The organism is Micromonospora sp. A200 (assembly GCF_029893845.1).
Lineage (GTDB): Bacteria > Actinomycetota > Actinomycetes > Mycobacteriales > Micromonosporaceae > Micromonospora > Micromonospora purpureochromogenes.
Map to the genome: position 1 here is coordinate 53,046 of NZ_JARXXY010000012.1, position 25,263 is coordinate 78,308.

18 protein-coding genes are annotated in these 25,263 nt (G+C 74.3%); 9 read left to right on the top strand and 9 right to left on the bottom strand.

What is annotated here, in order from left to right; translation table 11 throughout:
* Positions 1-18 precede the first annotated feature (18 nt).
* Positions 19-1,008 (bottom strand): BadF/BadG/BcrA/BcrD ATPase family protein, encoded by a 990-nt coding sequence (locus tag M2302_RS13895; protein WP_280838311.1) that lies wholly within the window; start codon positions 1,006-1,008, stop codon positions 19-21.
* Between the two features lie 200 nt (positions 1,009-1,208).
* On the opposite strand from M2302_RS13895, the gene M2302_RS13900 reads away from it, so the two are divergent.
* From M2302_RS13900 to M2302_RS13920, 5 genes are read left to right on the top strand one after another with little or no spacing between them, the layout of a single operon-like run.
* A complete protein-coding gene (locus tag M2302_RS13900) occupies positions 1,209-2,156 on the top strand; it encodes a MurR/RpiR family transcriptional regulator (protein ID WP_280838312.1) in 948 nt (315 codons plus the stop codon).
* The gene (locus M2302_RS13905) at positions 2,153-2,902 is read left to right on the top strand and encodes an SIS domain-containing protein (RefSeq protein ID WP_280838313.1); all 750 of its coding nucleotides are present in this window, start codon (positions 2,153-2,155) and stop codon (positions 2,900-2,902) included. Before M2302_RS13900 ends, M2302_RS13905 begins: the two co-directional genes overlap by 4 nt.
* A 24-nt stretch (positions 2,903-2,926) precedes the next feature.
* The gene (gene ngcE / locus M2302_RS13910) at positions 2,927-4,339 is read left to right on the top strand and encodes an N-acetylglucosamine/diacetylchitobiose ABC transporter substrate-binding protein (RefSeq protein WP_280838314.1); all 1,413 of its coding nucleotides are present in this window, start codon (positions 2,927-2,929) and stop codon (positions 4,337-4,339) included.
* Positions 4,340-4,361: 22 nt separating this feature from the next.
* The gene (locus tag M2302_RS13915) at positions 4,362-5,303 is read left to right on the top strand and encodes a sugar ABC transporter permease (protein ID WP_210777556.1); all 942 of its coding nucleotides are present in this window, start codon (positions 4,362-4,364) and stop codon (positions 5,301-5,303) included.
* Positions 5,304-5,316: 13 nt separating this feature from the next.
* Complete coding sequence (locus tag M2302_RS13920) at positions 5,317-6,273, top strand: carbohydrate ABC transporter permease (RefSeq protein WP_280838315.1); 957 nt, start codon at positions 5,317-5,319, stop codon at positions 6,271-6,273.
* A 98-nt stretch (positions 6,274-6,371) separates the two neighbouring features.
* Here the strand turns inward: M2302_RS13920 and M2302_RS13925 are convergent, their stop codons facing one another.
* Complete coding sequence (locus M2302_RS13925; protein WP_280838316.1) at positions 6,372-8,102, bottom strand: ABC transporter ATP-binding protein; 1,731 nt, start codon at positions 8,100-8,102, stop codon at positions 6,372-6,374.
* Positions 8,099-9,826 carry an ABC transporter ATP-binding protein gene (locus tag M2302_RS13930; protein WP_280838405.1) on the bottom strand — a complete coding sequence of 576 codons (1,728 nt, stop codon included), beginning with the start codon at positions 9,824-9,826 and terminating at the stop codon, positions 8,099-8,101. The genes M2302_RS13925 and M2302_RS13930 overlap by 4 nt, the downstream gene beginning before the upstream one ends.
* A gap of 235 nt (positions 9,827-10,061) precedes the next feature.
* On the opposite strand from M2302_RS13930, the gene M2302_RS13935 reads away from it, so the two are divergent.
* Both M2302_RS13935 and M2302_RS13940 read left to right on the top strand, forming a co-directional pair.
* On the top strand, positions 10,062-11,771 hold the full coding sequence (locus M2302_RS13935; RefSeq protein WP_280838317.1) for a bifunctional 3'-5' exonuclease/DNA polymerase: 1,710 nt from the start codon (positions 10,062-10,064) through the stop codon (positions 11,769-11,771).
* Positions 11,772-11,904: 133 nt separating this feature from the next.
* Positions 11,905-12,498, top strand: coding sequence for an NTP transferase domain-containing protein (locus M2302_RS13940; protein WP_154936119.1), 594 nt, complete (start codon positions 11,905-11,907; stop codon positions 12,496-12,498).
* 55 nt (positions 12,499-12,553) lie between these two features.
* Here M2302_RS13940 and M2302_RS13945 read toward each other — a convergent pair whose 3' ends face one another.
* From M2302_RS13945 to M2302_RS13970, 6 genes are all read right to left on the bottom strand, one after another.
* A complete protein-coding gene (locus M2302_RS13945) occupies positions 12,554-13,480 on the bottom strand; it encodes an amidohydrolase family protein (protein WP_280838318.1) in 927 nt (308 codons plus the stop codon).
* Positions 13,477-14,286, bottom strand: a complete 810-nt coding sequence (locus M2302_RS13950) for a metal-dependent hydrolase (RefSeq protein ID WP_210779445.1) — start codon at positions 14,284-14,286, stop codon at positions 13,477-13,479. The genes M2302_RS13945 and M2302_RS13950 overlap by 4 nt, the downstream gene beginning before the upstream one ends.
* 100 nt (positions 14,287-14,386) lie before the next feature.
* Positions 14,387-16,177, bottom strand: coding sequence for a serine/threonine-protein kinase (locus M2302_RS13955; RefSeq protein ID WP_280838319.1), 1,791 nt, complete (start codon positions 16,175-16,177; stop codon positions 14,387-14,389).
* Positions 16,178-16,263: 86 nt separating this feature from the next.
* Entirely contained in the window at positions 16,264-18,147 is a 1,884-nt protein-coding gene (locus M2302_RS13960; RefSeq protein ID WP_280838320.1) for a serine/threonine-protein kinase, read from the bottom strand.
* Positions 18,148-18,225: 78 nt separating this feature from the next.
* Positions 18,226-19,557 carry a glycosyltransferase family 4 protein gene (locus M2302_RS13965; RefSeq protein WP_280838321.1) on the bottom strand — a complete coding sequence of 444 codons (1,332 nt, stop codon included), beginning with the start codon at positions 19,555-19,557 and terminating at the stop codon, positions 18,226-18,228.
* A 142-nt stretch (positions 19,558-19,699) separates the two neighbouring features.
* On the bottom strand, positions 19,700-21,640 hold the full coding sequence (locus M2302_RS13970; RefSeq protein ID WP_280838322.1) for an amylo-alpha-1,6-glucosidase: 1,941 nt from the start codon (positions 21,638-21,640) through the stop codon (positions 19,700-19,702).
* Positions 21,641-21,685: 45 nt separating this feature from the next.
* Here M2302_RS13970 and M2302_RS13975 point away from each other — a divergent pair, with 45 nt between their 5' ends.
* Positions 21,686-24,394, top strand: a complete 2,709-nt coding sequence (locus tag M2302_RS13975) for a glucosidase (protein ID WP_280838323.1) — start codon at positions 21,686-21,688, stop codon at positions 24,392-24,394.
* A gap of 45 nt (positions 24,395-24,439) precedes the next feature.
* Entirely contained in the window at positions 24,440-25,195 is a 756-nt protein-coding gene (locus M2302_RS13980; protein ID WP_280838324.1) for a TetR-like C-terminal domain-containing protein, read from the top strand.
* Positions 25,196-25,263: the final 68 nt, after the last annotated feature.

The following is a 25,263-nucleotide window of genomic DNA, read 5'->3' on the forward strand; positions in this document are numbered from 1 at the left end:
CGATCCGGGGTGGTGGGCTCAGGCGGTGGCGGGGACCAGCAGGGCGTGCAGGGCGACGGGATCGGTCACCTCGGGCAGCTCCCGGGCGGCGAGCCAGGCCGCCCCGGCCGCCCCGTCGCCGGCCGGGCGCACCGGGGCGTCCGGCCAGTGCCGGTGCGCCTCGGCGCGGACCGCCGCCGCCAGCGGGGTGTCCCCGGTGAGCAGCCCACCGCCGAGCACGATCGGGGTGACCACGCCGGCCGGCCGGATCCGCCCGGCGCTGTCGACCAGGTGCGCGGCGGCCCGTTCGATCAGCGCGACCGCCGCCGGCTCGCCCTCGACGGCGGCGGCCACCACCAGCGGCGCGAGCCGGGCCAGTTCGACCGGGGGCCGGCGGGTCACCGCCTGGATGAGCGCGTCGACGGTGTCCCGGGGGCGGGCCGCCACCTCGGCGGTGCCGTGCAGTTCGGTGAGCAGCCGGCGGCCCAGCGGGCCGGGCGTCCCGGCGCTGTCCAGGGTCGCCAGCAGCCGGCGGACCGCCTCGCGGCCCAGCCAGAAGCCGGAGCCGGCGTCGCCCAGCAGCCAGCCGTGACCGTCGGCGACCCGGTCCAGCCGCAGGTCGCGTACCTGGGCGGCGATCGCGCCGGTGCCGGCGATCAGCACGGTGCCGTCCGGGGCGGCGGTGCCCGAGGCGTACGCGACGAGGGCGTCGCCGTGCACCGCGTACGGGCAGCGCAGGCCGGCCTCGGCCCAGGCCCGGTCGAAGGCGGCCCGCCCCGCCGGGTCGGCCAGCAGGCGGGCGGCGCCGGCGAGGCCGATCGTGCCGGCGCGTACCCGGGTCGGATCGACCCCGGCGAGCGCGCCGCGCAGCGCGGTCAGCAGCTCGGCGGCGGCGCGGTCGGCGCCGTGGCTGGTCGGGTTGCCGCCGCCGCCCCGACCGGTGCCCAGGCGTTCGCCGGCCAGAGTCAGCGCGGTCGCGCGGGTGGACGTACCTCCGACGTCGAGACCGACCACGACGGTGTCGGACATGCTCACGGGCCTCCCGGTGCGGCGGTACGGGTGGGTTCATGCTGGTCCGACCCGAGCCCGCAAGGCAAGATCGGCGGTCGGCGGGGCCGGTGTGCGCCAGGTAACAGTTTGAAAACTTCGCCCACGCTATTGACACGGAGGGGCCTTCAGTAAGAAATTTTACCACTAACAGTAAACACTCCTTTCCGAAAGGCGCTCCGATGGTGGATCATGAGGTGGACGCTTCCGCGGGGACCGCGGTGGTCGACGCCGACACGGTCGACCGGCGGGGCGCCGACGGGGTGCTGGCCAGAGTCCGGGCCGGCGCCGGAGAGCTGACGGGGGCGTTGCGCCGGGTCGCCGAGCACGTGCTCAGCGACCCGGAGGCGGCCGCCCGGGCCACCATCGTCGAGCTGGCCGAGCGCAGCGGCACCTCGCCGGCCACCATCACCCGGTTCTGCCGCGCCATGGGCTTCGACGGCTACGCCGACCTGCGGCTCGGCATCGCCTCCGAGACCGGGCGGGCCCGGTCGGCCGGGTGGACCGTCGACATCGGACGCGAGATCCAGCCCAGTGACCCCCTGGAGCGGGTGCTCGATCAGATCATGGCCGCCGACACCCGCGCCATGCACGACACCGCCACCCTGCTCGACCTCGCCGAGGTGGAACGGGCCGCGGTCGCCATCGCCGGGGCGTCCCGGGTGAACATCTTCGGCGCCAGCGGCAGCGCCCTGGTCGGCGAGGAGATGCAGTTCAGCCTGCACCGCATCGGCGTGGCCGCCTGGGCCTGGAGCGACGTGCACGAGGGGCTGGCCAGCGCGGCGCTGCTCGGCGTCGGCGACGTCGCGCTCGGCATCTCGCACACCGGACAGACCCGGGAGACCATCGAGATGCTCGCCGAGGCCGGCAGCCGGGGCGCGACCACCGTGGCGCTGACCGGCTTCCCGCGCTCGCCGCTGGCCGAGCTGGCCGACATCGTGCTGGTCACCGCCAGCCAGGCCACCACCTTCCGCCCGGACGCGCTCTCCGCCCGGCACCCGCAGCTCGTCGTGCTCGACCTGCTCTACATCGCCGTGGCGCAGCGCACCCACGACCGCGCCCACGCGGCCTTCCGGCGTACCGCCCAGGCCGTCGACGGGCACAAGGCCGCGAAGGGGGCCGCCTCATGATCAGCGCACAGGGGTACGCCGAGGCCGTCCGCCCGGTGCTCGACCGGGTGGTCGACTCGCAGACCGAGGCGATCGGCCAGGCCGCCGACCTGATCGTGGCCAGCCTGCGGGCCGGCGGGGTGCTCCAGGCCTTCGGCGCCGGGCACTCCGAGGCGTTCGCCGCGGAGCTCGTCGCTCGGGCCGGCGGGCTGGTCCCCACCAACCGGCTCTCCCTGCACGACCTGGTGCTGCACGGCGACGCGCCGCGCGGCCTGCTCGCCGACCCGAAGCTGGAGCGCGACCCGGCCGTCGCCCACCAGCTGTACGCCCTCGCCGACCCGCACCCGGCCGACGTCTTCGTGGTCGCCTCCCAGTCCGGCATCAACGGCTCGGTCGTCGAGCTGGCGCTGCTGGTCAAGTCGGGCGGCCACCCCCTGATCGCGGTCACCTCGGTCGCCCACACCGCACGGGTGGCCCCGCGCCACCCGTCCGGCCACCGGCTCGCCGATCTCGCCGACGTCGTGCTGGACAACGGCGCGCCGTACGGCGACGCACTGCTGCCGCTCGAGGGCGGCGGCGCGGTCTGTGCGGTCTCCTCGGTCACCACCGCGCTGCTGGCGCAGCTGCTGACCGCGGAGGTCGTACGACGGTTCCACCAGGCCGGAGAGGTACCCCCTATCTACCTCTCCGCCAACGTCCCCGGTGGGGACGAGCACAACCTCGCCCTCGAGTCGCGGTACGCCGGGCGTCTCCGGCGAACCGCCTGACCCGACACACAAGGAGAGACGACGATGTCGATTACCCCCGAGAACCCCGGCGACCTCAACCGCCGGACCCTGCTGCGGCGGGCCGCCGCGGCGGGCCTTCTGGTCACCCCGGCCGCCGGCCTGCTCAGCGCCTGCGCCGGCAGCGAGCCGGAGAAGTCCGACAACGGCGGCACGGCGAAGAGCAAGGACAACCCGTTCGGCGTGAAGGACGGCAGCGCCGTCAAGGTGGTCGTCTTCAACGGTGGCCTGGGCGACCAGTGGGCCAAGGAAGACAAGGCCATCTTCAACGCCAAGCACCCGAACATCACGGTCAACATGTCTTCCACCCAGAAGATCAAGACCGAAGAGCAGCCGAAGATGGCGACGCAGCCCAGCGACCTCGTCATGAACTCGGGCGCCGACAGCATGGACCGCGCCACGCTGATCAACGAGGGCGCCATCGAGCCGCTCGACGACCTGCTCACCGCGCCCGCCTGGGACGGCGAGGGCACCGTGGCCGACTCGCTGCTGCCCGGCACCGTCTCCGACGGCACGCAGAACGGCAAGTTCTACGTGGTGAACGTCGCCTTCACCGTCTGGGGCAACTGGTACAACGCGGCCAGGTTCAAGCAGGAGGGCTGGGAGGCGCCGAAGACCTGGGACGAGTTCTTCGTCCTGGCGCCGAAGATCAAGGCCAAGGGCATGGCGCCGTACGTCCACGACGCTGTGCACGGCTACTACCCGCGCTGGGCCCTGATGGCCAGCATCTGGAAGTCCGCCGGCAAGCAGGTCATCGTCGACATCGACAACCTGAAGGACGGCGCCTGGAAGGCCGACGGCATCCTCAAGGCGCTCGAGCCGTGGGAGAAGCTGGTCAAGGACAAGCTGCTCCTGCCGGGCAAGCTCGACCACACCCAGTCGCAGCAGGCCTTCCTCGACGGCAAGGCGGCGTTCATCCAGGTCGGCACCTGGCTGAAGAACGAGATGGCCGCCACCATCCCGCCGGGCTTCGAGATGACGCTCTCCGACTACTGGACCAACGCCGACGACAAGGCGGCGAAGGACGTGTTCGCCTCCTCCGGTGAGGGCTTCGTGGTCCCGAGCAAGGCCCCCAACAAGGAGGCCGCCAAGGAGTTCCTGCGGGCGATCCTGTCCAAGGCCGGTTCGGCGAAGTTCGCCGAGCTGACCAAGTCGCTGGCCTCCACCAAGGGCTCCGGCGACAACGTGCAGGACTCCGCGCTCTCCAGCGCGAACACCCTGATGAAGAACGGGACCTCGGACCTCATCTCGTTCAAGTTCCCGGACTTCTACGCCGACCTGGACAAGGAGAGCCAGAACCTCTCCGAGGAGCTGATGGCTGGCCGGCTCACCGCCCAGCAGTTCGTCGACAAGATGCAGGCGGCCGCCGACAAGGTCGCCAAGGACTCGTCGATCAAGAAGCAGACCCGCACCGCCTGATCCGACGGAGAGAGTGAGTCCAATGCGGCACGGAGTCGCGCGTTTCGTCACGGGCTTCCTGGCCCTGCCCGTTGCGCTGTACCTGTTCTACGTGGTGTGGCCGTTCGCGCAGGCGGCGGGATACTCGCTGACCGACTGGGGAGGGTACTCGGATTCCCAGCGCTTCGTCGGGCTGGACAACTACGTCCGGCTGTTCTCCGACGAGCTGATCAGGAAGGCGTTCTGGCACAACGTCTTCTTCCTGGTCACCGTGCCGCTGTTCACCATCGCGCTGGCCCTGTTCCTCGCGTTCCTGCTCAACGTGGGCGGACGCGAGGACAGGGCCGGCATCCGCGGGGTGTTCGGGTCGAGCATCTACAAGGTCATCTTCTTCTTCCCGCAGGTGCTGTCGCTGGTGGTCATCGCCGTCATGTGGCAGCAGATCTACCGGTCCGACCAGCAGGGCCTGATCAACGGCCTGCTGACCAAGGTCGGCCTGGTCGACCCGCAGAACCCGATCGCCTTCACCGCCGACCCGGAGCCCTTCCTCGGCATCCCGGCGGTGCTGTGGTGGCTGCTGCTGATCGCGGTGTGGAGCGGCGCCGGTTTCTACATGGTGCTCTTCTCGGCGGCCATGCAGTCGATCCCGAAGGACATCTACGAGGCCGCCATCCTCGACGGGGCCGGCCGGTTCCACACCTTCTTCCGGGTCACCCTGCCGCTGCTCCGGGACACCATCTCGGTCGCCTGGGTCTACCTGGGCTTCATCGCCCTGGACATGTACGCCCTGGTCTTCGTCATGACGCCGAGCCAGGGCGGCCCGAACCACGCCAGCGAGATCTTCGCCTCGGTGATCCAGTTCAACGCGTTCCAGAAAGGCCAGTTCGGCTACGCCTGCGCGATCGCCGTGGCGCTGGCCATCTTCACCATCCTGCTGGCCGCCCTCCAGCTGAGGATTACCCGTCGTGACCGGATCGAGTACTGAGGAGGCCTGGACGATGAGCACGGTGACCCATTCCTCCGGCCAGAGGCGACCCGATGCGGTGCCGCCGGCCGGTCCGGCCGCGAGCCGACGGGCGGGAGCCGCCGCCAACAGCATCGGCGGCCGGATCTTCAACGGCTTCTCGCACCTGTTTCTCGCGGTGTGGGCGATCATGGTGGTCTACCCGCTGTTCTGGGTGGTGATGTCCGCACTCAAGACCGACTCGGAGGTGATCCGCAAGCCGCTGTCGCTGATCCCCGAGTCGCTGCAGTGGGACAACTTCGCCCGGGCCTGGACGGCCGGGATCGACAGCTTCTTCCTGAACACGCTGCTCGTGCTCGTCTTCAGCGTGACCCTGACGATGCTGCTGGGCTCGATGGCGGCGTACGCGCTGGCCCGCTACGAGTTCCGGGGCAACCGGCTGATCTACTGGCTGTTCCTGTCGGGGCTGACTCTGCCGATCTACCTCGCCGCGGTGCCATTGTTCAAGGGCGTCTACAACATGAACCTGGTGTTTCCGCTGCTCGGCCCGAACAAGCACCTCACGCTGATCCTGGTCTATGTGGCCTGGTCGATGTCGTTCACCGTCTTCTTCATGCATTCGTTCTTCCGGACGCTGCCCGACTCGATCGCCGAGGCGGCCCAGGTCGACGGGGCCTCGCACACCCGGACCTTCTTCAGCGTCATGCTGCCGATGGCCAAGCCGGGTCTGATCAGCATCGGCATCTTCAACGTGCTGGGCCAGTGGAACCAGTGGTACCTGCCGACCCTGCTCATGCAGTCGGTCGCCGGCGAGCCGAAGCACCAGGTGATCGCCCAGGGGCTGATCGAGCTCTCGGTCAACCAGGGCTACAAGTCCGACTGGTCGGGGCTGTTCGCCGGCGTGACCATGGCGATGCTGCCGGTGCTCATCGTCTACATCGTCTTCCAGCGCCAGGTCCAGTCCGGCCTCACCGCCGGCGTCAGCAAGTAACCCCGCCCCACCTCCGGTCTCGACGCACTTTCCCGGAAAGAGTGGCTGTCCCGCCGCGGACAGCCACTCTTTTCGTGAAAGAGGGGCCGTGCCGGGGGTCAGGGGTGCCAGGAGCGCCAGAGGGCGGCGTAGGCGCCGTCGGCGCGGACCAGGTCGTGGTGGCTGCCGATCTCGGTGATCCGGCCGTCGGACAGCACGGCGACCCGGTCGGCGTCGTGCGCGGTGTTGAGCCGGTGCGCGATCGCGATGACGGTGCGCCCGGTGAGCACGGCCGCGAGGGCCCGCTCGGTCCGCCGGGCGGTGGTCGGGTCGAGGGCGGCGGTCGCCTCGTCGAGGATCAGCGTGTGCGGGTCGGCGAGCACCAGCCGCGCGAGCGCGAGCTGCTGGGCCTCGGCCGCGCCGAGTTGCCGGGCCCCGTCGCCGAGCGGGGTGTCCAGGCCGTCGGGGAGCGCGGCGTACCAGTCGGCGCCGACGGTGCGCAGCGCGGAGCGCATCTGATCGTCGGTGGCGTCCGGCGCGGCGAAGGCGAGGTTGTCGCGTACCGAGCCGATGAAGACGTGGTGTTCCTGGGTCACCAGGGCGATCCGGCGGCGGCGCTCGGCCGGGTCGAGGTCGGTGACCGGGCAGCCGCCGATGCTGACGACGCCGTGGCGGGGCGCGTCGATCCCGGCCAGCAGCCGGGCCAGGGTGGACTTCCCGGCCCCCGACGGGCCGACGACGGCCAGCCGCTCGCCGGGCCGGACCTCCAGGTCGATGTCGTGCAGCACGTCGTGGCCGGCGGCGTAGGAGAAGCGGGCCCCGCGTACGACGAGTCGCTCGTCGCGGGGGGCGCGCGCGGTGCCGGGCGCCTCCGGCGGCACCAGGCCGACCCCGAGCACCCGGGCGAACGAGGCGAAGCCCCGCTGCGCCTGCTCCGTCCAGAGCAGGAGCCGGTCCAGCGGTTCGATGGCCTGTTGCAGGTAGAGCGCGGCGGCCACCACCGCGCCCAGCGAGACGTCCCCCCGGGACAGCAGGTACCCGCCGACGAGCAGCGCCGCGGCGACCGGCAGCGGATAGCTGGCCTCCACCACGCTGAAGAAGACCGTCCGCAGCCCGAGCGTCGCGCGCCGCGCGGCCCACAGCCGGGCGATCCGGGTGGTGCCGCGGGCGATCCGCTCGTCGGCGAGGCGGAACGCCTCGACGGTGCGGGCGCCCTCGGCGGTGCTGGTCAGCGTCTCGGTCAGCGCCGCGGCCGCCGCGCCCTCGGCCAGGTACGCGGGGCTGGCCCGGCGCAGGTACCAGCGGGTCGCCACGCCGATCGACGGCAGCCCGGCCAGCGCCGCCAGGCCGAGCAGCGGGTGCAGCAGGAAGACCGCCCCGAACAGCAGCGCCAGCTGCACCGAGGCGATCACCATGGTGGGCACCACGTCCCGGACGGTGGTGCCCACGGTGGACACGTCGACCGAGCTGCGGGTGGCCAGTTCCCCGGAGCCGGCCCGCTCGACGACGGAGACGGGCAGCTCGAGCGTGCGGTGGACGAAGTCCTCGCGCAGCTCCGCCACGGCCCGCTCCCCGAACCGGTGGCCCGCGTACTGGGCGTACCGGGAGAGCACCGCCTGCACCAGGACCGCTCCGCCGATCGCCAGCGCCAGCCGGTCGACGGTGGCCACCCCGGCACCCCCGGTGACCCGGTCGACGATCCGGCCCAGCAGCCACGGCGGGGCGAGCCCGGCGACCGCGGCGGCGCTGTGCAGCGCCAGCACGCCCAGGACGGCGCGCCGGTGCCGGCCGATCAGGTCGCGCAGCGCCCGGCGTACGGCGCCGCGGTCGGCCACCGGCAGTCGGCTCACCGGAGGGCCCCCTCGGCGTCGGTGGGCCGGTCGACGTCCGGGTCGGCGCTGTCCCGCGCCACCAGCCGCCGGTAGCCGGGATCCCGGTCGAGCAGGTCGGCGTGGCCGCCCGTGCCGACGATCCGGCCGCCCTGCAGGTGGGCGACCGTGTCGGCCCGGCCGAGCAGCAGCGGCGACGTGGCCAGCACGAGGGTGGTCCGGCCGGCCCGCGCGGCCCCCAGCCGCTCGGCGATCCGCGCCTCGGTGTGCGCGTCCACGGCGGAGGTCGGGTCGACGAGGATGAGCACCTCCGGCTCGGCGAGCAGCGCCCGGGCCAGGCGCACCCGTTGGCGCTGGCCGCCGGAGAGCGTACGGGCCCGGGCGTCGAGCGGGGTGTCGAGCCCGTCCGGCAGCGCCTCGGCCACGTCCTCGGCGGACGCGGCGCGCAGCGCCGCCACCAGCCGCTCGTCGCCGCTCCCCGGCCCGCCCCGGTCGTCCTCGCCGGATCGGGGGCGCAGGACGTCGCGCAGCGTCCCGGCGAACAGGTACGAGTCGTGGTCGGCGACCAGGATCCGGGCCCGGACCTCGTCCAGCGCGATCCCGGTCAGCGGCACGCCACCCCAGGTGACGTCGGAGGCGACGTACCGGCCGAGCCGGTCGGCGAGCGCCAGCGCCTCGGCCGGGTCGTCCGCGGCGACCCCGGTCAGCCGCCCGGCGCGCACGGTCAGCCCGGTCACCGGATCGTGCAGGTCGGCGGGACCATCGGGTGTGGGCACCGCCTCCGACCGGCGGGCCGCCGGCACCCGACCCCGCTCGCCGGGCGCGGTCCGGGGGCCGCCGACGTCGGCCGGGACCAGGTCGAGCAGGGCGACGATCCGGCGGGCGGCGACCCGGCCGCGGATCAGTTCGTGGCTGCCCTCCAGCAGGAACCAGACCGGCACGACGAGGGTCGCCACGTATCCGTAGACGGCGACCAGCTCGCCGATGCTGATCTCGCCGGTGACCGCCATCCGGGCCGCCAGCCACACCACCGCCGCGAGGAACAGCCCGGGGATGGCGACCGTGGCCGCGTCGATCCAGCTGTTGACGGCGCCGACCCGGTAGCCCTCGGCGAGCAGGTCCCGGGACCGGGCGGCGTACCGGCGGGCGAACAGGTCCCGGCCGCCGACCCCGGCGAGGACGCGCAGCCCGGCGACGATGTCGCCGGAGCGGGCGGTGAGGGCGCCCTGCTGCTGCCGGTAGACCGACTCGGCGCGGTCGAGGCGGCGCAGCAACGGCCCGACCACCAGCCCGACCGCCGGCACGCCCACCAGCACGCAGAGGGCGAGGAAGGGGGAGATCGACCAGAGCACCACGGCGATGACCGCGTAGGCGACGACCGCGCCCACCCCCGGGCCGGTCAGCGTCAGTACCTGCGCCGTCCAGTCGATGTCGGAGCCGCCGACGGTGGCCACCTCGCCCGCGCCGACCCGGCGCGGCAGCACCGCGCCGATCCGGGACAGCTGCCGCAGCACGACGGCGGCCGAGCGGGCCTTGGCGTCCTCCCGGATGAAGGTCATCGTGCGGTGCCGCATGATGCCCAGGTAGGACAGGCCCACCCCCGCGACGACGATCGCCGCGACCCAGAGCCACAGGGCGCGGTTGTCGTGGGCGCGCAGCCCGTCGTCGACCGCGCGGGCGATCAGCCAGGGCCGCACCGACAGCCCGACCATCCAGGCCGTGCCGAGCAGGCTGCCGCGCAGCACCCGCCAGGGCTGGCAGCGGACCAGCCACCACATGTAGCGCAACGGCCCCCTGGTGTCCGGAGTGCCGGGCTCGGAATGGGGGATCTGCGGGGGCACCCGCCCACGCTACCGACCGGCGCGATGATCCACCGACCCGTCCGTCGGCTTCCCGGCCCGCACCGCCGGGCCTGTCCGGCCGGCCGGGGCGGGGCTCGCCGAGGGCCGGGGGCGGCGGTGCGGGCGGGCGGATCGGTCGGTGTCACACGGGCGAGGCAGAATCGCATCCGTGCTGGTGGCGGTGGTGGCGGACGAGCGGGGCGGGGGAGTCATCCAGCCTCTCGACGCCCAGGGGCGTCCCGCCGGCGCGGCCGGCGCCGTCGCCGACCTCGCCGCCGCGATCGCCGCGCGGGAGGCCGCCGAGCACCCGCGCTGGGTCTGGGCCTCGGGTGTCACGCTCTATCCGGCGCTGCTGCGCGCCGGGGTGCGGGTGGAGCGCTGCCACGACGTCGAGCTGACCGAGGCCCTGCTGCTCGGCCACGCCGGTCGCTGGGGCGAGCCGCGCTCACTCGCCGCCGCGCACGCCCGGCTCACCGGGGCCGCCGTGCCGCCCGACCCGCCGCCCCGGCCGCCCGCGCCGCCCGGGCACGGCCAGGGCGCGCTCTTCGACGCCGTCCCCGGGCCGCCGGGCCCGGGCATCGAAGCCCTGGTCGAGGTGTACGCCGACCAGCTCGCCCGGATCGCGGCCACGCCGCACCCGGGGCGGTTCCGGCTGCTGGTCGCCGCCGAGTCGGCCGGCGTGCTGATCGCGGTGGAGATGGGCGCCGCCGGCCTGCCCTGGCGCGCCGACGTGCACGACGCGATCCTCGACGAGCTGCTCGGCGAGGCGTCCCCGGTCGGCGGGCCGCCCCGTCGGCTCGCCGAGCTGGCCGCCCGGATCGCCGACGCCTTCGGCGTACGTCAGGTGCACGCCGACTCCCCGGCGGAGCTGCTGCGGGCGTTCGCCCGGGCCGGGGTGGAGCTGCCCAACACCCGGGCCTGGGTGCTGCGCGGCGTCGACCATCCGGCGGTGCCGCTGGTCCTGGAATACAAGGAGCTCTACCGGATCTGGACGGCGCACGGCCGGGCCTGGCGGGACGCCTGGGTCTCCGACGGCCGCTTCCAGCCGGAGTACGTCCCCGGCGGGGTGGTCTCCGGCCGGTGGGCCACCCGGGGTGGTGGCGCGTTGCAGATCCCCAAGGTGATCCGGCGGGCGGTGGTGGCCGATCCGGGCTGGCGGTTGGTGGTCGCCGACGCCGGTCAGTTGGAGCCTCGGGTGCTCGCGGCGGTCTCCGGCGACGTCCGGCTCGCCGCGGCCGGCGGGGCGGGCGACCTCTACGCGGCCCTGGCCCAGGACGCCTTCGCCGGCGACCGGGCCCGGGCCAAGGTGGCCCTGCTCGGCGCGATGTACGGCCAGACCGGCGGGTCGGCCGTGCCCGCGCTGGCGGTGCTCAAGCGCAGCTACCCGACCGCGTTCGGCTACGTGGAGGCGGCGGCCCGCACCGGCGAGGCGGGCGGCCTGGTCCGCTCCTGGCTCGGGCGCACCTGCCCGCCCGGCACGGCGGGGTTCGTCGACGGCGACGAGGCGGGCGTCGACCCGGACGTCGGCGCCGACCCGCAGTCCCCGCGTGCCCGGGCGGCCCGGTCCCGGGGGCGGTTCACCCGCAACTTCGTCATCCAGGCCACCGCCGCCGAGTGGGCCTCGACGCTGCTCGCCACGCTTCGGGGCGAGCTGGCCGGCACCGCTGCCGAGCTGGTGTTCTTCCAGCACGACGAGGTGATGGTGCACTGCCCGGCCGAGCAGGCCGAGGCGGTCGCCGCGGCGGTCGGCCGGTCCGGCGAGCGGGCCTCGGCGCTGCTGTTCGGGGACACGCCGGTCCGGTTCCCGCTGGATCTGTCCATCGTCGACTGCTACGCCGACGCGGCATAGCGCACAATTTTCCTATTTGCCCCGCTACCCGGTGCCGGGGGCGCTCGTTGGGTCCGGTGTGCGCAACGGGCCGGGCAGCTCTGCTCGGTCCGTCTTCACGACGGAGGTGGCGCAGCTGAACCGGATCGCAGGGATGATCATCGCAGCGGGCGGGGGACGCCGGATCGGCGGACCCGAGGCGCTCCTGCACCAGGGTGGCACGCCCCTGGTGAACCAGATGATCGACACGATGACCGAGGCGGGCTGCGAGCAGATCGTGGTGGTCCTGGGCGCGGCCGCCGACCAGGTGCGGGAGACCGCCGACCTGAGCCGCGTCACGGTGGTGGTCAACCGTGCCTGGGGCACCGGGGTCGGCTCCTCGATCCGGGCCGGCCTGGCCGCGCTCACCGACGAGGGGGTCGAGGCGGTGGTGGTCGTCCCGGTGGACATGCCGGGCCTCACGCCCGCCGCGGTACGCCGGGTGGCCGCGCTGCCGTATCCGGACGTGCTGGTCTGCGCCACCTACGACGGGCTGCGCGGCTACCCGATGCTCTTCGGCCGGCGGCACTGGTCCGGGATCGCGACCCTGGCCAGCGCCGACGTCGGCGCCCGGCCGTACCTGCTCGCGCACAAGGACCAGATCGTCGACATCGCGTGCGACTCGGTGGCCGACGGCAGCCGGGTCGACACGCCCGAGCTGATGGCGCTCTACGGCCTGACCGTCCCGCCGCAGCGCGTCGGCGTCTGATCCGTCCGTCGCGCATCCCGCGCGCCCGGCAGCGCCGCCTCGCCGATCCGGCGGATCACGCGACGGGTGGCACCATCGTTCGGTCCAGGTCGAAGAGGGCGGCGGCGCCGTCCCAGCACACCGCGCGCAACCAGTCGTCGCCCAGGTCGAGCCGGGCCAACCCGGCCAGTTGCTCGGCGTACGGGTAGGGGATGTTCGGGAAGTCGCTGCCCAGCAGCACCTTGCCGGCCAGCCCCAGCTCGCGCAGCCGGGGCAGTTCACCGGCCGGGAAGGGCATGAACCGGTCGAAGAACGGGGTGAACGCCATGGTGGTGTCGAGCCGCACCCGCTCGTACCGGTCCGCGAGGTCGAGGAAGGCGGCGTAGTCGGGCGCGCCGAGGTGGGCCACGATCGCGCTCAGCCGCGGGTGCCGGGCCAGCAGGGCCGCGAAGCCCGCCGGCCCGGTGTGCGTGGTGCCGACCGGGGCGTGCCCGGCGTGCACCACCACCGGCACGGCCGCGTCGGCGAGCAGCCCCCACACCTTGTCCAGCGCCGGGTCGGTCGGTGCGAACCCGCCGACCTGGACGTGCACCTTGAACACCCGGGCGCCGCCGTCCAGCGCCTCGGCGACGTACCGGGGCGCGTCCGGCTCAGGGAAGAAGGTCGCCGAGGGCAGGCACTCCGGCGTGGTCCGGGCGAAGTCCAGCGTCCACCGGTTCAGCTCCGCCGCCATCCCGGGCCGGTGCGGGTACGCCAGCGCGCTGAACGCCCGTACGCCCATCCGCCGCAGGTGCGCCACCCGGTCGTCGTCGCTCCACCGGTACCGGATCGGCCACTCGGTGCCCACCAGCGGCCCGGCCGCGTCGAAGTACGCCCACACCCGGCGCAGCAGCCGGGGCGGCAGGAAGTGCACGTGCACGTCGGCCAGCCCGGGAATGCCCAGGTGCCGGCAGAACGCCGGAACGTCGTCGTCGTCGGCCGGCACCGGCCCGCTGGTGGTCACACCTCGATATTGAACCGGTGCAGCACCGACGGCGCCACCAGCCCGACCGCGGCGAGCACGGAGAGCACGGTCAGCGCGGTGCGCAGCACGATCACCTCGGCCTTGCTGCCGGTCCGCAGGGCGATGCCGTTCGGCAGGCCGACCATCAGCCACATCCGCCGCTTGATCGGGATGGGCCACAGGATCGGCACCCCGGCCTTGGTGATCATGTCGCCGAGGATGTGCACGAAACAGCCCACCCCGACGGCCAGGCCGATCATCGGATAGCCCCGGTCGCCGGGCAGGTTGGCGAAGGTGAACCAGGCGGCGGCGGCCGAGGCCAGCGTGACGATGACCCAGCCGGCGCGCTCGGCCCACTCGTCGAAGAGCCCGCGCAGGGCCAGACCGATCATGAAGAACAGGATGCCCACCACGGCCCACTTGCCGTACGCCGCGCAGAGCGCGGTGGTGCCCCAGCCGACGAGGACGGTGAACGGCAGGGTGTGGGTCAGCGTCCGGTGGCCGTTGCTGCGGCGCGGGTCCCGGCTCAGCTTGGTGGCGTAGTAGACGCCGAGCGAGATCTTCTCCATCACCTCGGCGATGAAGAGCGAGAAGACCCCGAAGGTGCGGGCCACCGTCGCGCCGCCCTGGTTGCGGGTGACCTTGCCGGAAAGGTCGAGGTCGGGGAAGAGCGCCCCGCCGGCGCAGACCGCGGTGCCGACGGCCAGCGCCAGTGGCGACTGGTGGTAGTCGGCGAACTGGTCCAGCGCCCACGAGCCGGTCAGCCACACCGCCGCGCCGGACAGCGCGTGGGACGGTCCCATCATGTCGCGTCGCCCTCCCCAGGTTCTTGATCGACAAAGCTACGCCACTGTGTCAGAGCCGCCGCCGAGGGGCAATCACCCGGACGGTCCACAGGGGAGGGCGTCAGGCGGCGGGTCGGAAGCTCTGCCGGATCATCAGGAAGTATGTCGCGTTGACCTGCCAGTCGAACTCTTCTGTCAACCATGAGACGGTGTAGGCCCGGCCCGCCGCGACCGCCACGATCAACCGGGCGGTGTGCACCTGCACGCCGGCGGCGTTGAGCCAGGAGCACTCCCACAGCGCCCCGCCCCGGAACATGTCCAGCCGGGAGATGTCCACCCGGCGGTAGCCGGGCAGCGCCCCGTCGCCGGTCAACCGTCGCTCCTCGGCTCGCCAGTGGGCGACCGGGTCCGCCGGCGCGACGCCGGGAGCCACGCTGAGCACCCGTCCGCCGCCCGGCTCCCGGAAGCAGGTCACCGGGCCGTCGGTGAAGCGCAGCCAGCGGGCCGGGGCGGCGATCCGGAAGCCGGTCGCGTCCTCGTACCAGGTCCACCCCGCAACCAGCGCGGGCTCGCCGGTCGGCGGTGGCACGGAGGGGACCGGGGTGGCGTCCGCCGGGGCGGGCGTGCCGCACGGAAAGGCGACGGGCCGGACGGTGGTCGCGCCCCCGCCGCCGCCGGGGGAGGGCGACGCCCGGTCGCCGCCGCCGCGCAGCGCCGCCGCGATCCCGGCGCCGACCAGCAGCGTGCTCGCCACGGCCACCGCGACCAGCCCCTGCCGCCGGCGGCGCGCGCCGCCCCGGCGCGGCGTCACGACCGGGGCGGGTGTGGCGGCGGCCCACGGCACGGCGGCGTCTCCCCGTGCCGGCGGGCCTGCCGTCCCCTTGCCGCCGTCCCCGGCCGGCGCGTGTGTCGGGGCGTTCGTCGACGTCGGTGCGCCGCCCGCCGCCGGTCGGCCGGCGTCCCACGACGCGGGCAGCGCGGCGGCCGAGGTGCCACCCGGCTGCGTCCGGGGATCCGGAGTGGCGGGACGGGTGTGGTGAGGCGCCGGCCGGTCGATCGCCTCGGGGCGCCGGCCCGCCAGCGGCAACCGGGCGTCGGCGGCGGCGAGCGCCGCCCGCAGCAGCCGCTCGGCCTCGACCGCGGTCAGCCGACGCCACGGTTCGCGCTGCAACAGCCCCTCCAGCACCGGCCGGAGCGGCCCGGCCCGGCGGACCGGGTCGGGCGGCTCGGTGGCCAGCGCGCTCAGCGTCGCCATCGCGGTTAACCGGGCGTACGGGGACTGGCCCTCCACGGCCGCGTACAACGTCGCGCCCAGCGACCACAGGTCGGTGCGCGGGTCGGAGACGCCCTCCCGGGCCCGTTCCGGGGCGACGAACTGCGGTGAGCCGAACACCAGGCCCGGGCCGGTCATCAGGCCGTCCCCACCGTCGAAGGTGGCCAGCCCGAAGTCGGTGAGCATCACCCGCCCGTCGTCGGCGACCAGCACGTTGTGCGGCTTGACGTCGCGGTGCAGCACCCCGGCGGCGTGCGCGGCGCGCAGCGCGGCCAGCACCGCCAGCCCGATCCCCGCGACCCGCCCCGGCTCCAGCGGTCCGTCGGTGGTGAGGATCTGCTGCACCGAGCGGGACGGCACGTACTCCATCACGATCCACGGGCTGTCCCGGTCGTGCACCACGTCGTAGAGCCGGACCACGTTGGGGTGGTTCAGCCGGGCCGCGGTGCGCGCCTCGCGCAGCGTCCGCAGTCGCAGCTCGTCCCGTTCGGCCTCGTCGAGCCAGTTGGGCGGGACGACCTCCTTGACCGCGACCTCCCGGTGCAGCATCTCGTCGCGGGCCAGCCAGACCCGGCCCATCCCGCCGCTGCCGACCAGCTCGAGCAACCGGTACCGCCCGGCGACCAGCAGTTGCTGCACGACGCTCCCCCTCGGCTACCCCCGGTACACGATATCCAGCGGCCTGCGGTTTCTCATCCACAGCGCGGTCCGGTCCGGGGGTGCCGTCAGGTCGGCGAGACCTCCTCGGTGACCCGGCCGCGGAAGCTCTGCCGCACCACGGCGAACTGCCCGGTCGCCGCGGCCCAGTCGTCATCCGCCGTGCTCCAGCCGAGCAACCACCCGCCGGCCTCGTCGCCGGGCAGCAGCCGCAGCACGTGCTGCCGTTCGCCGAACGGGGCTGTCCAGCGGCACTCCCACTGCGCGCCCCGGCCGGCGGCCGCGCCGATCCGCACCTTGGCGTAGTGCCGCAGCGTGTCGGCGTCGACGAGCCGGCGCTCCTCCGATCGCAGCCAGGCGACCGGGTCGGGGTGCTCGGCGGTGACCGGCTCGACGCTGAGCGTGCGCCGACTGGACGGGTCCCGGAAGCAGGCGACCCCGTTCTCGGTGAATCGGAGCCAGCCGACCGGCACCGTGACCCGCCAGCCCTCCTCGACGTGCCAGGTCCAGCCGGCCGGTGGGCGGAAGCCGCCGTCGGCGGTGCCGGGCCGGGCGACGATCGGTTCGCCGATCGGGTGGGGGCGCAGACAGGGGAAGGGCGGTGGGTTCGGCGGAGGGCCGCCGTCCGGCGGCGGCGGCCGGCCCGGTTCCCGGCCGTACGGTCGGTCCGGCCCTCCGTCCCCAGTGGAGGTGGAGCCGCTGGTCGGCGAGCCGTCCGACTCGTCGTCGACGATCGCGAAGGCGGTGCCGATCCCGGTGGCCGCCGCCACGCCCAGCGCCGTCACCACCAGCGCCACCCGGCGCGGGGTGAGCCGCAGCCAGCCCAGGACGCGCGCGAGCACGGCGCCGAGGTCGACCCACGCGGCCGGACGTTCACCGGCCGCCGCCTCCCGGGCGGCGCGGGTGGCCCCGCCCTCCGCTTCGCCGGACCCGGCCGGACTCTTCTCGGCGGCGGGCAGCGCGGCGCCGGAGCGGCCCGGCGGGGCGTACGGCGACGACCGGCCACCGGACGATCCCGTGCCGCCACCGCCGGCTCCGGACCGGTCCGGCATGCCGGGCCAGGGCGGCGGTGGAGTCACGATGGCCGCCGAGCGGGCGACGGAGCGCACCACGGTGGGCGGCTCGGCGGCGGGCGCCGGCGGGTGCGCGGCGGCCGCGATCAGCCGGTCGGCCTCGTCGTGGCGGATCCGTCGGCGCGGGTCCCGATGCAGCAGCCCCTCCAGCGCCGGCCCGAGCGGGCCGGCGTGCGGCGCCGGGTCGGGCGGCTCGGTGGCCAGCGCCGCCAGGGTCGCCATCGCGGTGCTGCGGGCGTACGGCGCGCGCCCCTCGACGGCGGCGTGCAGGGTGGCGCCGAGCGACCACAGGTCGGCCTCCACGCTGGACACGCCCTCGGCGGCGCGTTCCGGGGCGACGAACTGCGGCGAGCCGAGGATCATCCCGGGCCGGGTCGTCAACCCGTCGCCACCGTCGAAGGTGGCCAGCCCGAAGTCGGTGAGCATCACCCGCCCGTCGTCGGCCATCAGCACGTTCTGCGGCTTGACGTCGCGGTGCAGCACCCCGGCGTCGTGCGCGGCGCGCAGCGCGGCCAGCAGCGCCCGCCCGATGCCGGCCGCGCGCACCGGGTCGACCGGGCCGGTGTCCTCCAGGACGGCCTGCAACGTCCGGGAGGGGACGTACTCCATCACGATCCACGGGTGGTCGTCGACCTGCACCACGTCGTAGACGCGGACCACGTTGGGGTGGTTGAGCCGGGCCGCGGTGCGCGCCTCGCGCAGCGTCCGCAGCCGCAGCTCGTCGCGCTCCGCCTCGGCCAGCCAGTGTGGCGGGACGACCTCCTTGACCGCCACCTCGCGGTGCAGGATCTCGTCCCGGGACCGCCAGACGCGGCCCATCCCGCCCCGACCCACCAGTTCCACCAGGCGGTACCGGCCGGCGATCACTACCTGCTGCACGGTTCTCCTCACCGTTGGCCGACGTACACCGTAGCCAATGGATCGGGGGAGACCTATCCGTCGTCGGGATCGGGCGGTTCAGCAGGCCGCCCCGTCCATTGCCAGCAGGTTTCCCTCGGGGATGGCGATGCGGGGCCGCCCGCCGGCCAGCAGCGTGGCGGCCCGCCGGGCCTGGAAGGTGCCGTGCTCGCGCCGGGCGGCGGCATAGCTGTCCGCGGTGCGGGCCGCGATGGTCGCCCAGCCGTACCGCCGGCTGACCATGGTCCGGGCGCGGCGGGCCACCCGGCGGGCGAAGACCTCGTCCCGCAGGAGCTGGTCCACCGCGCCGGCGAGGGCGTCCGGGTCGCTGTGCGGGAAGGTCACCCCGGTGACACCGGGCTCGACGATCTCGGCCAGCCCGCCGGTGCTGGCCACCGCCAGCGGCGCGCCGGCCGCCGCGGCTTCGAGGGCCACCATGCCGAACGGCTCGTAGAGGCTCGGCACCACGGTCGCGTCGGTGGCGGCCAGCACCGCCGGGAGCTGGGTGGCGTCCATGAAGCCGGCGAAGCGGACGGTGTCGCCCAGGTCGAGCCGCCGCGTCTGGTCCACCAGCTCCTCCCGGTACGGCCCGTCGCCGGCGATCACCACCCGCAGCCCGGGGTGTCGCCGGCGCAGGTGCGGCACCGCGTGCACCAGGTGCTGGACGCCCTTCTCGTAGACCAGTCGGCCGGCGTAGCCGACCAGGGGGCCGTGCCCGGCGAACCGGGCGCGGGCCGAGGCGACCGCCCGGGGACGGGCGTGCCAGGCCCGGTCGTCGACGCCGTTGGGCACCACGTCGACCCGTCCGGCCGGCACCTCGAAGAGCCGGGTGACCTGGTGGCGCATGTAACCCGAGCAGGCGATCACCCGGGCGGAGGCGTTGCTGAGCCAGTGCTCGACGCCGTGGATGGTGCGGTTCATCTCCTCCGGCAGCCAGCCCTGGTGCCGGCCGGCCTCGGTGGCGTGGATGGTGGTGACCAGGGGCAGGTCGAGGTGCTCGGCGAGGGTGATCGCGGTGTGCGCGACGAGCCAGTCGTGGGCGTGGACCACGTCGTAGTCGCCGGACTCGGCGGCGCGCAGCGCGGTGCGGGTCAGGGTGTGGTTGAAGGCCATCGTCCAGGCCAGCAGGGAGCCGGTGGCCAGCGGGAAGGTCACCGGATCCTCGGCGGCGCGCAGCACGCGCACGCCGTCGGCGTACTCCTCCAGGGGCGCGCCCTCGGCGTGCCGGGTGACGACGGTGACCTCGTGCCCGGCGGCGGCCAGGGCCACCGAGAGCGCGTGCACGTGCCGGCCGAGTCCACCGACGAGCACGGGCGGGTATTCCCAGGAGAGAATCAGCACCCGTTGGTGCCGGGCGGGGTGGATGTCGATCACGTCGGCGTCAGGTGACATGAAGCCCCCTTTGAGTTGTCCCCCGTACGTGCGGCGGAAGGCACCCCACCGGGTGCCCGCCGTCTCGCCTGGGTCGGGGCCCATCCTTCCGACCGCTGGATAACCAGCGGAGACGCCGTCGTTGCCGGTTTGTAACGCCTGTTTAGCGGGGCCTGCGGACCCGCAGCAGCTCGGCCACCGACCACGCCTGGAACGGGCAGCCGGTGGCGGCGTGCGGCGGGTTGCCTTCGGCCGTCTCGCTCACCGATCCTAGGCCATAATCCCCCAAATGGCCTTCAAGTCCGACCAAAAGGTCATCGGTGGGCAGACCGCCCTTCCGGTACGCGTCGACGAACGGTCCGATCAGCCACGGCCAGACGGTTCCCTGGTGGTAGGCGGTGTCCCGCTCGGCCGGCCCGCCCCGGTGCCGGCCGGCGAAGTCGGGGGAGTCGGGGGAGAGGCTGCGCGGGCCGAGCGGGGTGAACAGCCCGGCCGCCACCCGGCGCAGCACCGCCGGGTCCGGCTCCAGCGGGGCGTACGGCAGGGACCAGGCCAGCAGCTGGTTGGCGCGCAGCAGGTCGTCGTCGTGGTACTCCGCCCCGCCCAGCGGATAGGCCGGCGCCGGCGCGTCCACCACGTCGTGCAGCCAGCCGGCCGGCGACGGGAACCGCTTGCCGAACGCCTCCCGGGCCCGGGCGTGCAGCCGCCACAGCTCGGCCGCGTCCCGACCGGCCAGCTCGGTCAGCTCGGCCAGGCCGGCCAGGCCGTTGACCCAGAGCGCGTTCACCTCGACCGGCTTGCCGGTGCGCGGCGTCACCGGCACCCCGTAGACCCGCGCGTCCATCCAGGTCAGCGCGGTGCCCGGGGTGCCGCCCTGGGTGAGCAGGCCGTCGACCGGGTCGACCGCGATGCCGTACCGGGTGCCGGCCAGGTGCGCCTCGACCACCGCGTGCAGCGCCGGCAGCAGCTCGTCGCCCAGGTCGGTGTCGCCGGTGAGCGTGACGTGCCGGCTCACCGCGTGCAGGAACCACAGCGTCGCGTCGACGGTGTTGTACTCCACCCGGCCGGTGTCGGCCGTGTTCGCCAACATCCCCTCCGACAGCGTGGCCCCGTACGACCGCAGCAGCGCCCGCCCCTCGTCGGCCCGCCCGGTGCACAGGAACAGCCCCTCGTACGAGGTCATCGTGTCCCGCGACCAGGCCCCGAACCAGGGGTAGCCGGCCACCACGTCAGGCCCGGCGCCGGTGCGCACCACGAACGCGTCCGCGGCCAGGGTGAGAGTGGCCTCGACCGGGTCGGCCGGCTTCGCCGCCGCCACCACCGCCCGGTGCCGCCGCCGGGCCGCCGCGACCACCTCGGTCGCCGGCGGCGGCTCGTCGGCGAGGTCACCGGCCCAGGCCAGCACCGACACCGTGTCCCCGGGGCGGTCCAGCGCGCCAGCGAAGCGGCCCCCGTACCAGAGGTCCTCCTCCGGGTGCAGCCCGCGCGCGGCCTCCTCGCGGTGGTGCACGCCGAGCCACCACTGCCCCTCGGGCGTCCAGTCCGGCCCGGCCAGCCGGAACGAGCCCTCCACCACCGCGCCGCCGTCGACCGGCTCCATCCGGGGCGCCGGGCCGTCCGCACGGCGCTCGCCGTGCGCGTCCCGCCAGGTGCAGGCCGCCGAGAGCTCCAGCCGGACCGGGCCGCCGGCGACCAGCCGGTGCACCACCGCCACGCCGGCGCGGCCGTGGGTCATCGCCAGCTCCCGCTCGATCACCACGTCGCCGATCCGCCAGCGCCAGCGCGGCAGCCCGTCGACCAGCTCGAAGCGCTCCAGCAGCTCGAAGCCGCGCGGGTCGACCACGCCCGAGGACCACTCGTGCGCGCCGAGTCGCACCCGCGCCCCGGAGGGCAGGGTGACCGCCGGGTCGAGGCTCACCAGTCCCACCCGCCGGGACGCCGGCGTCTCGCCGGCCACCACCAGCAGACCGTGGTAGCGCCGGGTGCGCAACCCGCTCACCGTGCCCATCGCGTACCCGCCCAGGCCGTCGGTGACCAGCCACTCCCGGGTCGCCCCGCCGGCCAGTTCGCCGCAGACCTGCGGACCGAAACCGATCTCGATCAACTACTTTCCTCCTGCGGCCGCGAGGTGTGACGCGCCACGACGACAATGGCCCTTGTGGTGAAGTACCCGGGCGGCGTCGAAGATGTGCACGTGTTCACCGACTCCTCGCCCTCCGACGCACCGTCCCCCGACGCCGAGCGGCTCCGGCTGGCCCAGGCCGACGCCCGGGAGCAGGACTGGCGCGCATGGGGTCCCTATCTGTCCGAGCGGGCGTGGGGGACGGTACGGGAGGACTACAGCGAGCACGGCACGGCGTGGGACTACTTCCCCCACGACCACGCGCGGTCCAGAGCCTACCGGTGGAACGAGGACGGCATGGCCGGCGTCTGCGACGACCGGCAGACCTTCTGCTTCTCCCTCGCGCTCTGGAACGGCGTCGACCCGATCCTCAAGGAGCGGATGTTCGGCCTCGGCGGCGACGGCGGCAACCACGGCGAGGACGTCAAGGAGTACTGGTGGTACGAGGACTCCACGCCCACCCACTCCTGGATGCGCTGGCGCTACCACTACCCGCAGGCCGCCTTCCCGTACGACGAGCTGGTCGCGGTCAACGCGCTGCGCGCGCGGGACGAGACCGAGTACGAGCTGGTCGACACCGGGATCTTCGACGACGACCGGTACTGGGCGGTGACCGTCGACTACGCCAAGGCGTCCCCGACCGACATGTGCATCCTCGTCACGGTCGCCAACAGGGGCGACGAGGCGGCCACCCTGCACGTGCTGCCGCACCTGTTCTTCCGCAACACCTGGGCCTGGAGGCTGCCCGGCGCCGACCGGGTGCCCCGGCTGGTCGGCGAGGGCTCCCGGCTGGTCGGTGAGCACTGGGTGCTGGGCCAGGTCCTGCTGGAGGGCGACGGCGCGCCGACCCCGCTGCTCTGCGACAACGACACCAACGCCGAGCGGCTCTGGGGGCTGCCGGGGCGGTCGCCGTACCCGAAGGACGGCATCAACGACCACGTCGTGACCGGCGCGGCCACGGTCAACCCGGCGCGGGAGGGGACGAAGGGGGCGCTGCACTACGTCCTCGAGGTGCCCGCCGGCGGCCAGCGGCAGATCCGGCTGCGGCTGACCCGTACCGCCCCGCCGCCCGGCACCTCCCCGCCACCCCCGGCGGACCTGCGCGACGGCTTCGACGCGGTGCTCTGGGCCCGCCGGGCCGAGGCCAACCGCTTCTTCGCCGGGATCATTCCGGCGGCGGCCAGCGCCGACGAGGCCCTGATCGCCCGGCAGGCCATCGCCGGGCTGATGTGGGGCAAGCAGTTCTACCACTTCGACGTCAAGCGGTGGCTGGAGGGCGATCCCGGCTCCGCGCCGCCGCCGGCCGGTCGCCGGCACGGGCGCAACAGCGCCTGGTGGCACATGAACAGCTTCGACGTGTTTTCCATGCCCGACCCCTGGGAGTACCCCTGGTACGCCGCCTGGGACCTGGCCTTCCACTGCGTGAGCATCGCCCGGGTCGACCCGGGCTTCGCCAAGGACCAGCTGCTGCTCCTGCTCCGCGAGTGGTACCTGCACCCCAACGGGCAGATCCCGGCGTACGAGTGGGCCTTCGGCGACGTCAACCCGCCGGTGCACGCCTGGGCGGCGCTGAAGGTGTTCGAGATCGACGGGGGGCGTGACCACGAGTTCCTGGCCCGGGTGATGCACAAGCTGCTGCTCAACTTCACCTGGTGGGTCAACCGCAAGGACACCGGCGGCAACAACGTCTTCGAGGGCGGTTTCCTCGGGCTGGACAACGTGGGCCCGTTCGACCGGTCCGCCGCGCTGCCGGTGGCCGGGGTGCTGGAGCAGTCCGACGGCACCGGCTGGATGGCGATGTACGCGCTCAACCTGCTGGACATGGCCATCGTGCTGGCCGAGCACGACCACGCCTACGTCGACACCGCCACCAAGTTCTTCGAGCACTTCGCGTACATCGCGGCGGCCGCGTACTCGCAGGGGCTCTGGGACGACGAGGACGCCTTCTTCTACGACGTGCTGCGGCTGGCCGACGGCAGTCAGGTGCCGCTGCGGGTGCGTTCGGTGGTCGGCCTGCTGCCGCTGGCCGCCACCACCCGGCTCACCGCGAAGACCCTGCAACGCCTGCCCGAGCTGGGCGCCCGGCTGCGCTGGTTCCTCACCCACCGCCCCGAGTACGCCGACGTGATCGGCGCCCGCCGGCTCGGCCCGGACGGCCGCCAGCAGCGGCTGCTTTCCATGGTCGGCCCGGAGCAGGTGGTCCGGCTGCTCGCCCGGATGCTGGACCCCGACGAGTTCCTCTCCGACTACGGCCTGCGCACGCTGAGCCGCGCCCACCTGGACAAGCCCTTCTCGGTGACCCTGGGCGGGCAGGAGTTCGCCGTCGGGTACGAGCCGGCCGAGTCGACCAGCGGCCTGTTCGGCGGCAACTCCAACTGGCGGGGCCCGATCTGGATGCCGACCAACTTCCTGCTGATCAGCGCGCTGCGCGACTACGCCGCGTTCTTCGGCGACGACCTCCAGGTGGAGTACCCGACCCGCTCCGGGCGCAAGTGCACGCTGGACGAGATCGCCGACGACCTGTCGGCCAGGCTGATCTCGCTGTTCACCCGGGACGACTGGGGGCGGCGGCCGATCTACGGCGCCGCCCAGCTCTTCCAGACCCACCCCGACTGGCGGGACCTGATCTGCTTCCCGGAGTACTTCCACGGCGACAACGGCGCCGGCCTGGGGGCCTGGCACCAGACCGGGTGGACCGCGCTGGTCGCGGACCTCATCCTCACCCTGCGACGCTGACCGGCCGGGGAGAGTCGCCAATCCGTCACCGGACGATGACCGCAGGTGACCGTCGTTAGCATCGACCGGGTGTCGCCCACCGACCCGGACGCCGAGCCGGCCGAGCCGAACCAGCCGGCCGCGCCGGCCGAGTCGAACGCGCCGGCCGAGTCGAACGCGCCGGCCGAGCCGGCCGAGTCGAACGCGCCGGCCGAGCCGGCCGAGTCGAACGCGCCGGCCGAGCCGGCCGAGTCCAACAAGCCGGCCGCGACGGACGAGCCGGCCGAGCCGGCCCGGGTCGTGGCGGCCGCCCGGCTGCTGGCCGAGGCCGAGGGGTGGGCGGCGGTGACCCGCCGCCGGCTGGCCGAGCGGACCGGGATCGACATCGAGACCCTGTACCGCCGCTTCCCCGATCCGGCCGCGCTGGTGGCCGCCGTGGCCCTGCGCGGCTTCGCCGACCTGGCGGTCGCCCTCGCCGCCGCCCGGGAAGCGGCCGGGGAGGACGGCGCCTGGCCGGCGGTGGTGACGACGTACCTGGACTTCGCGTACGCCAACCCGGAGGTGTACGACGCCATGCTCGCCCACACCCCGGACCTCACCCTCGGCCGCGACCCGGCGCCCGGCGCGCCCCGTGCCGCCTTCGCCGAACTGCGCGCCGTGCTGACGCCGCTGGCCGCCGGACGCGACCCCGACACGCTCGCCGAGATCGGCTGGGCCCTCCTGCACGGCACCGTCATGCTGACCCGGGGCGGCCGGCTGCGGCCGGAGACCCAGGAGCAGCGGGAGCAGCTGATCGCGGCGGGGCTGTTCGCCACGCCCTGACGGGGCGGGGTCGGCCTCGTGCCGGGCGCCACGCGGCGGCGTAACCCGGATGACCTTCGCCGGCGGCG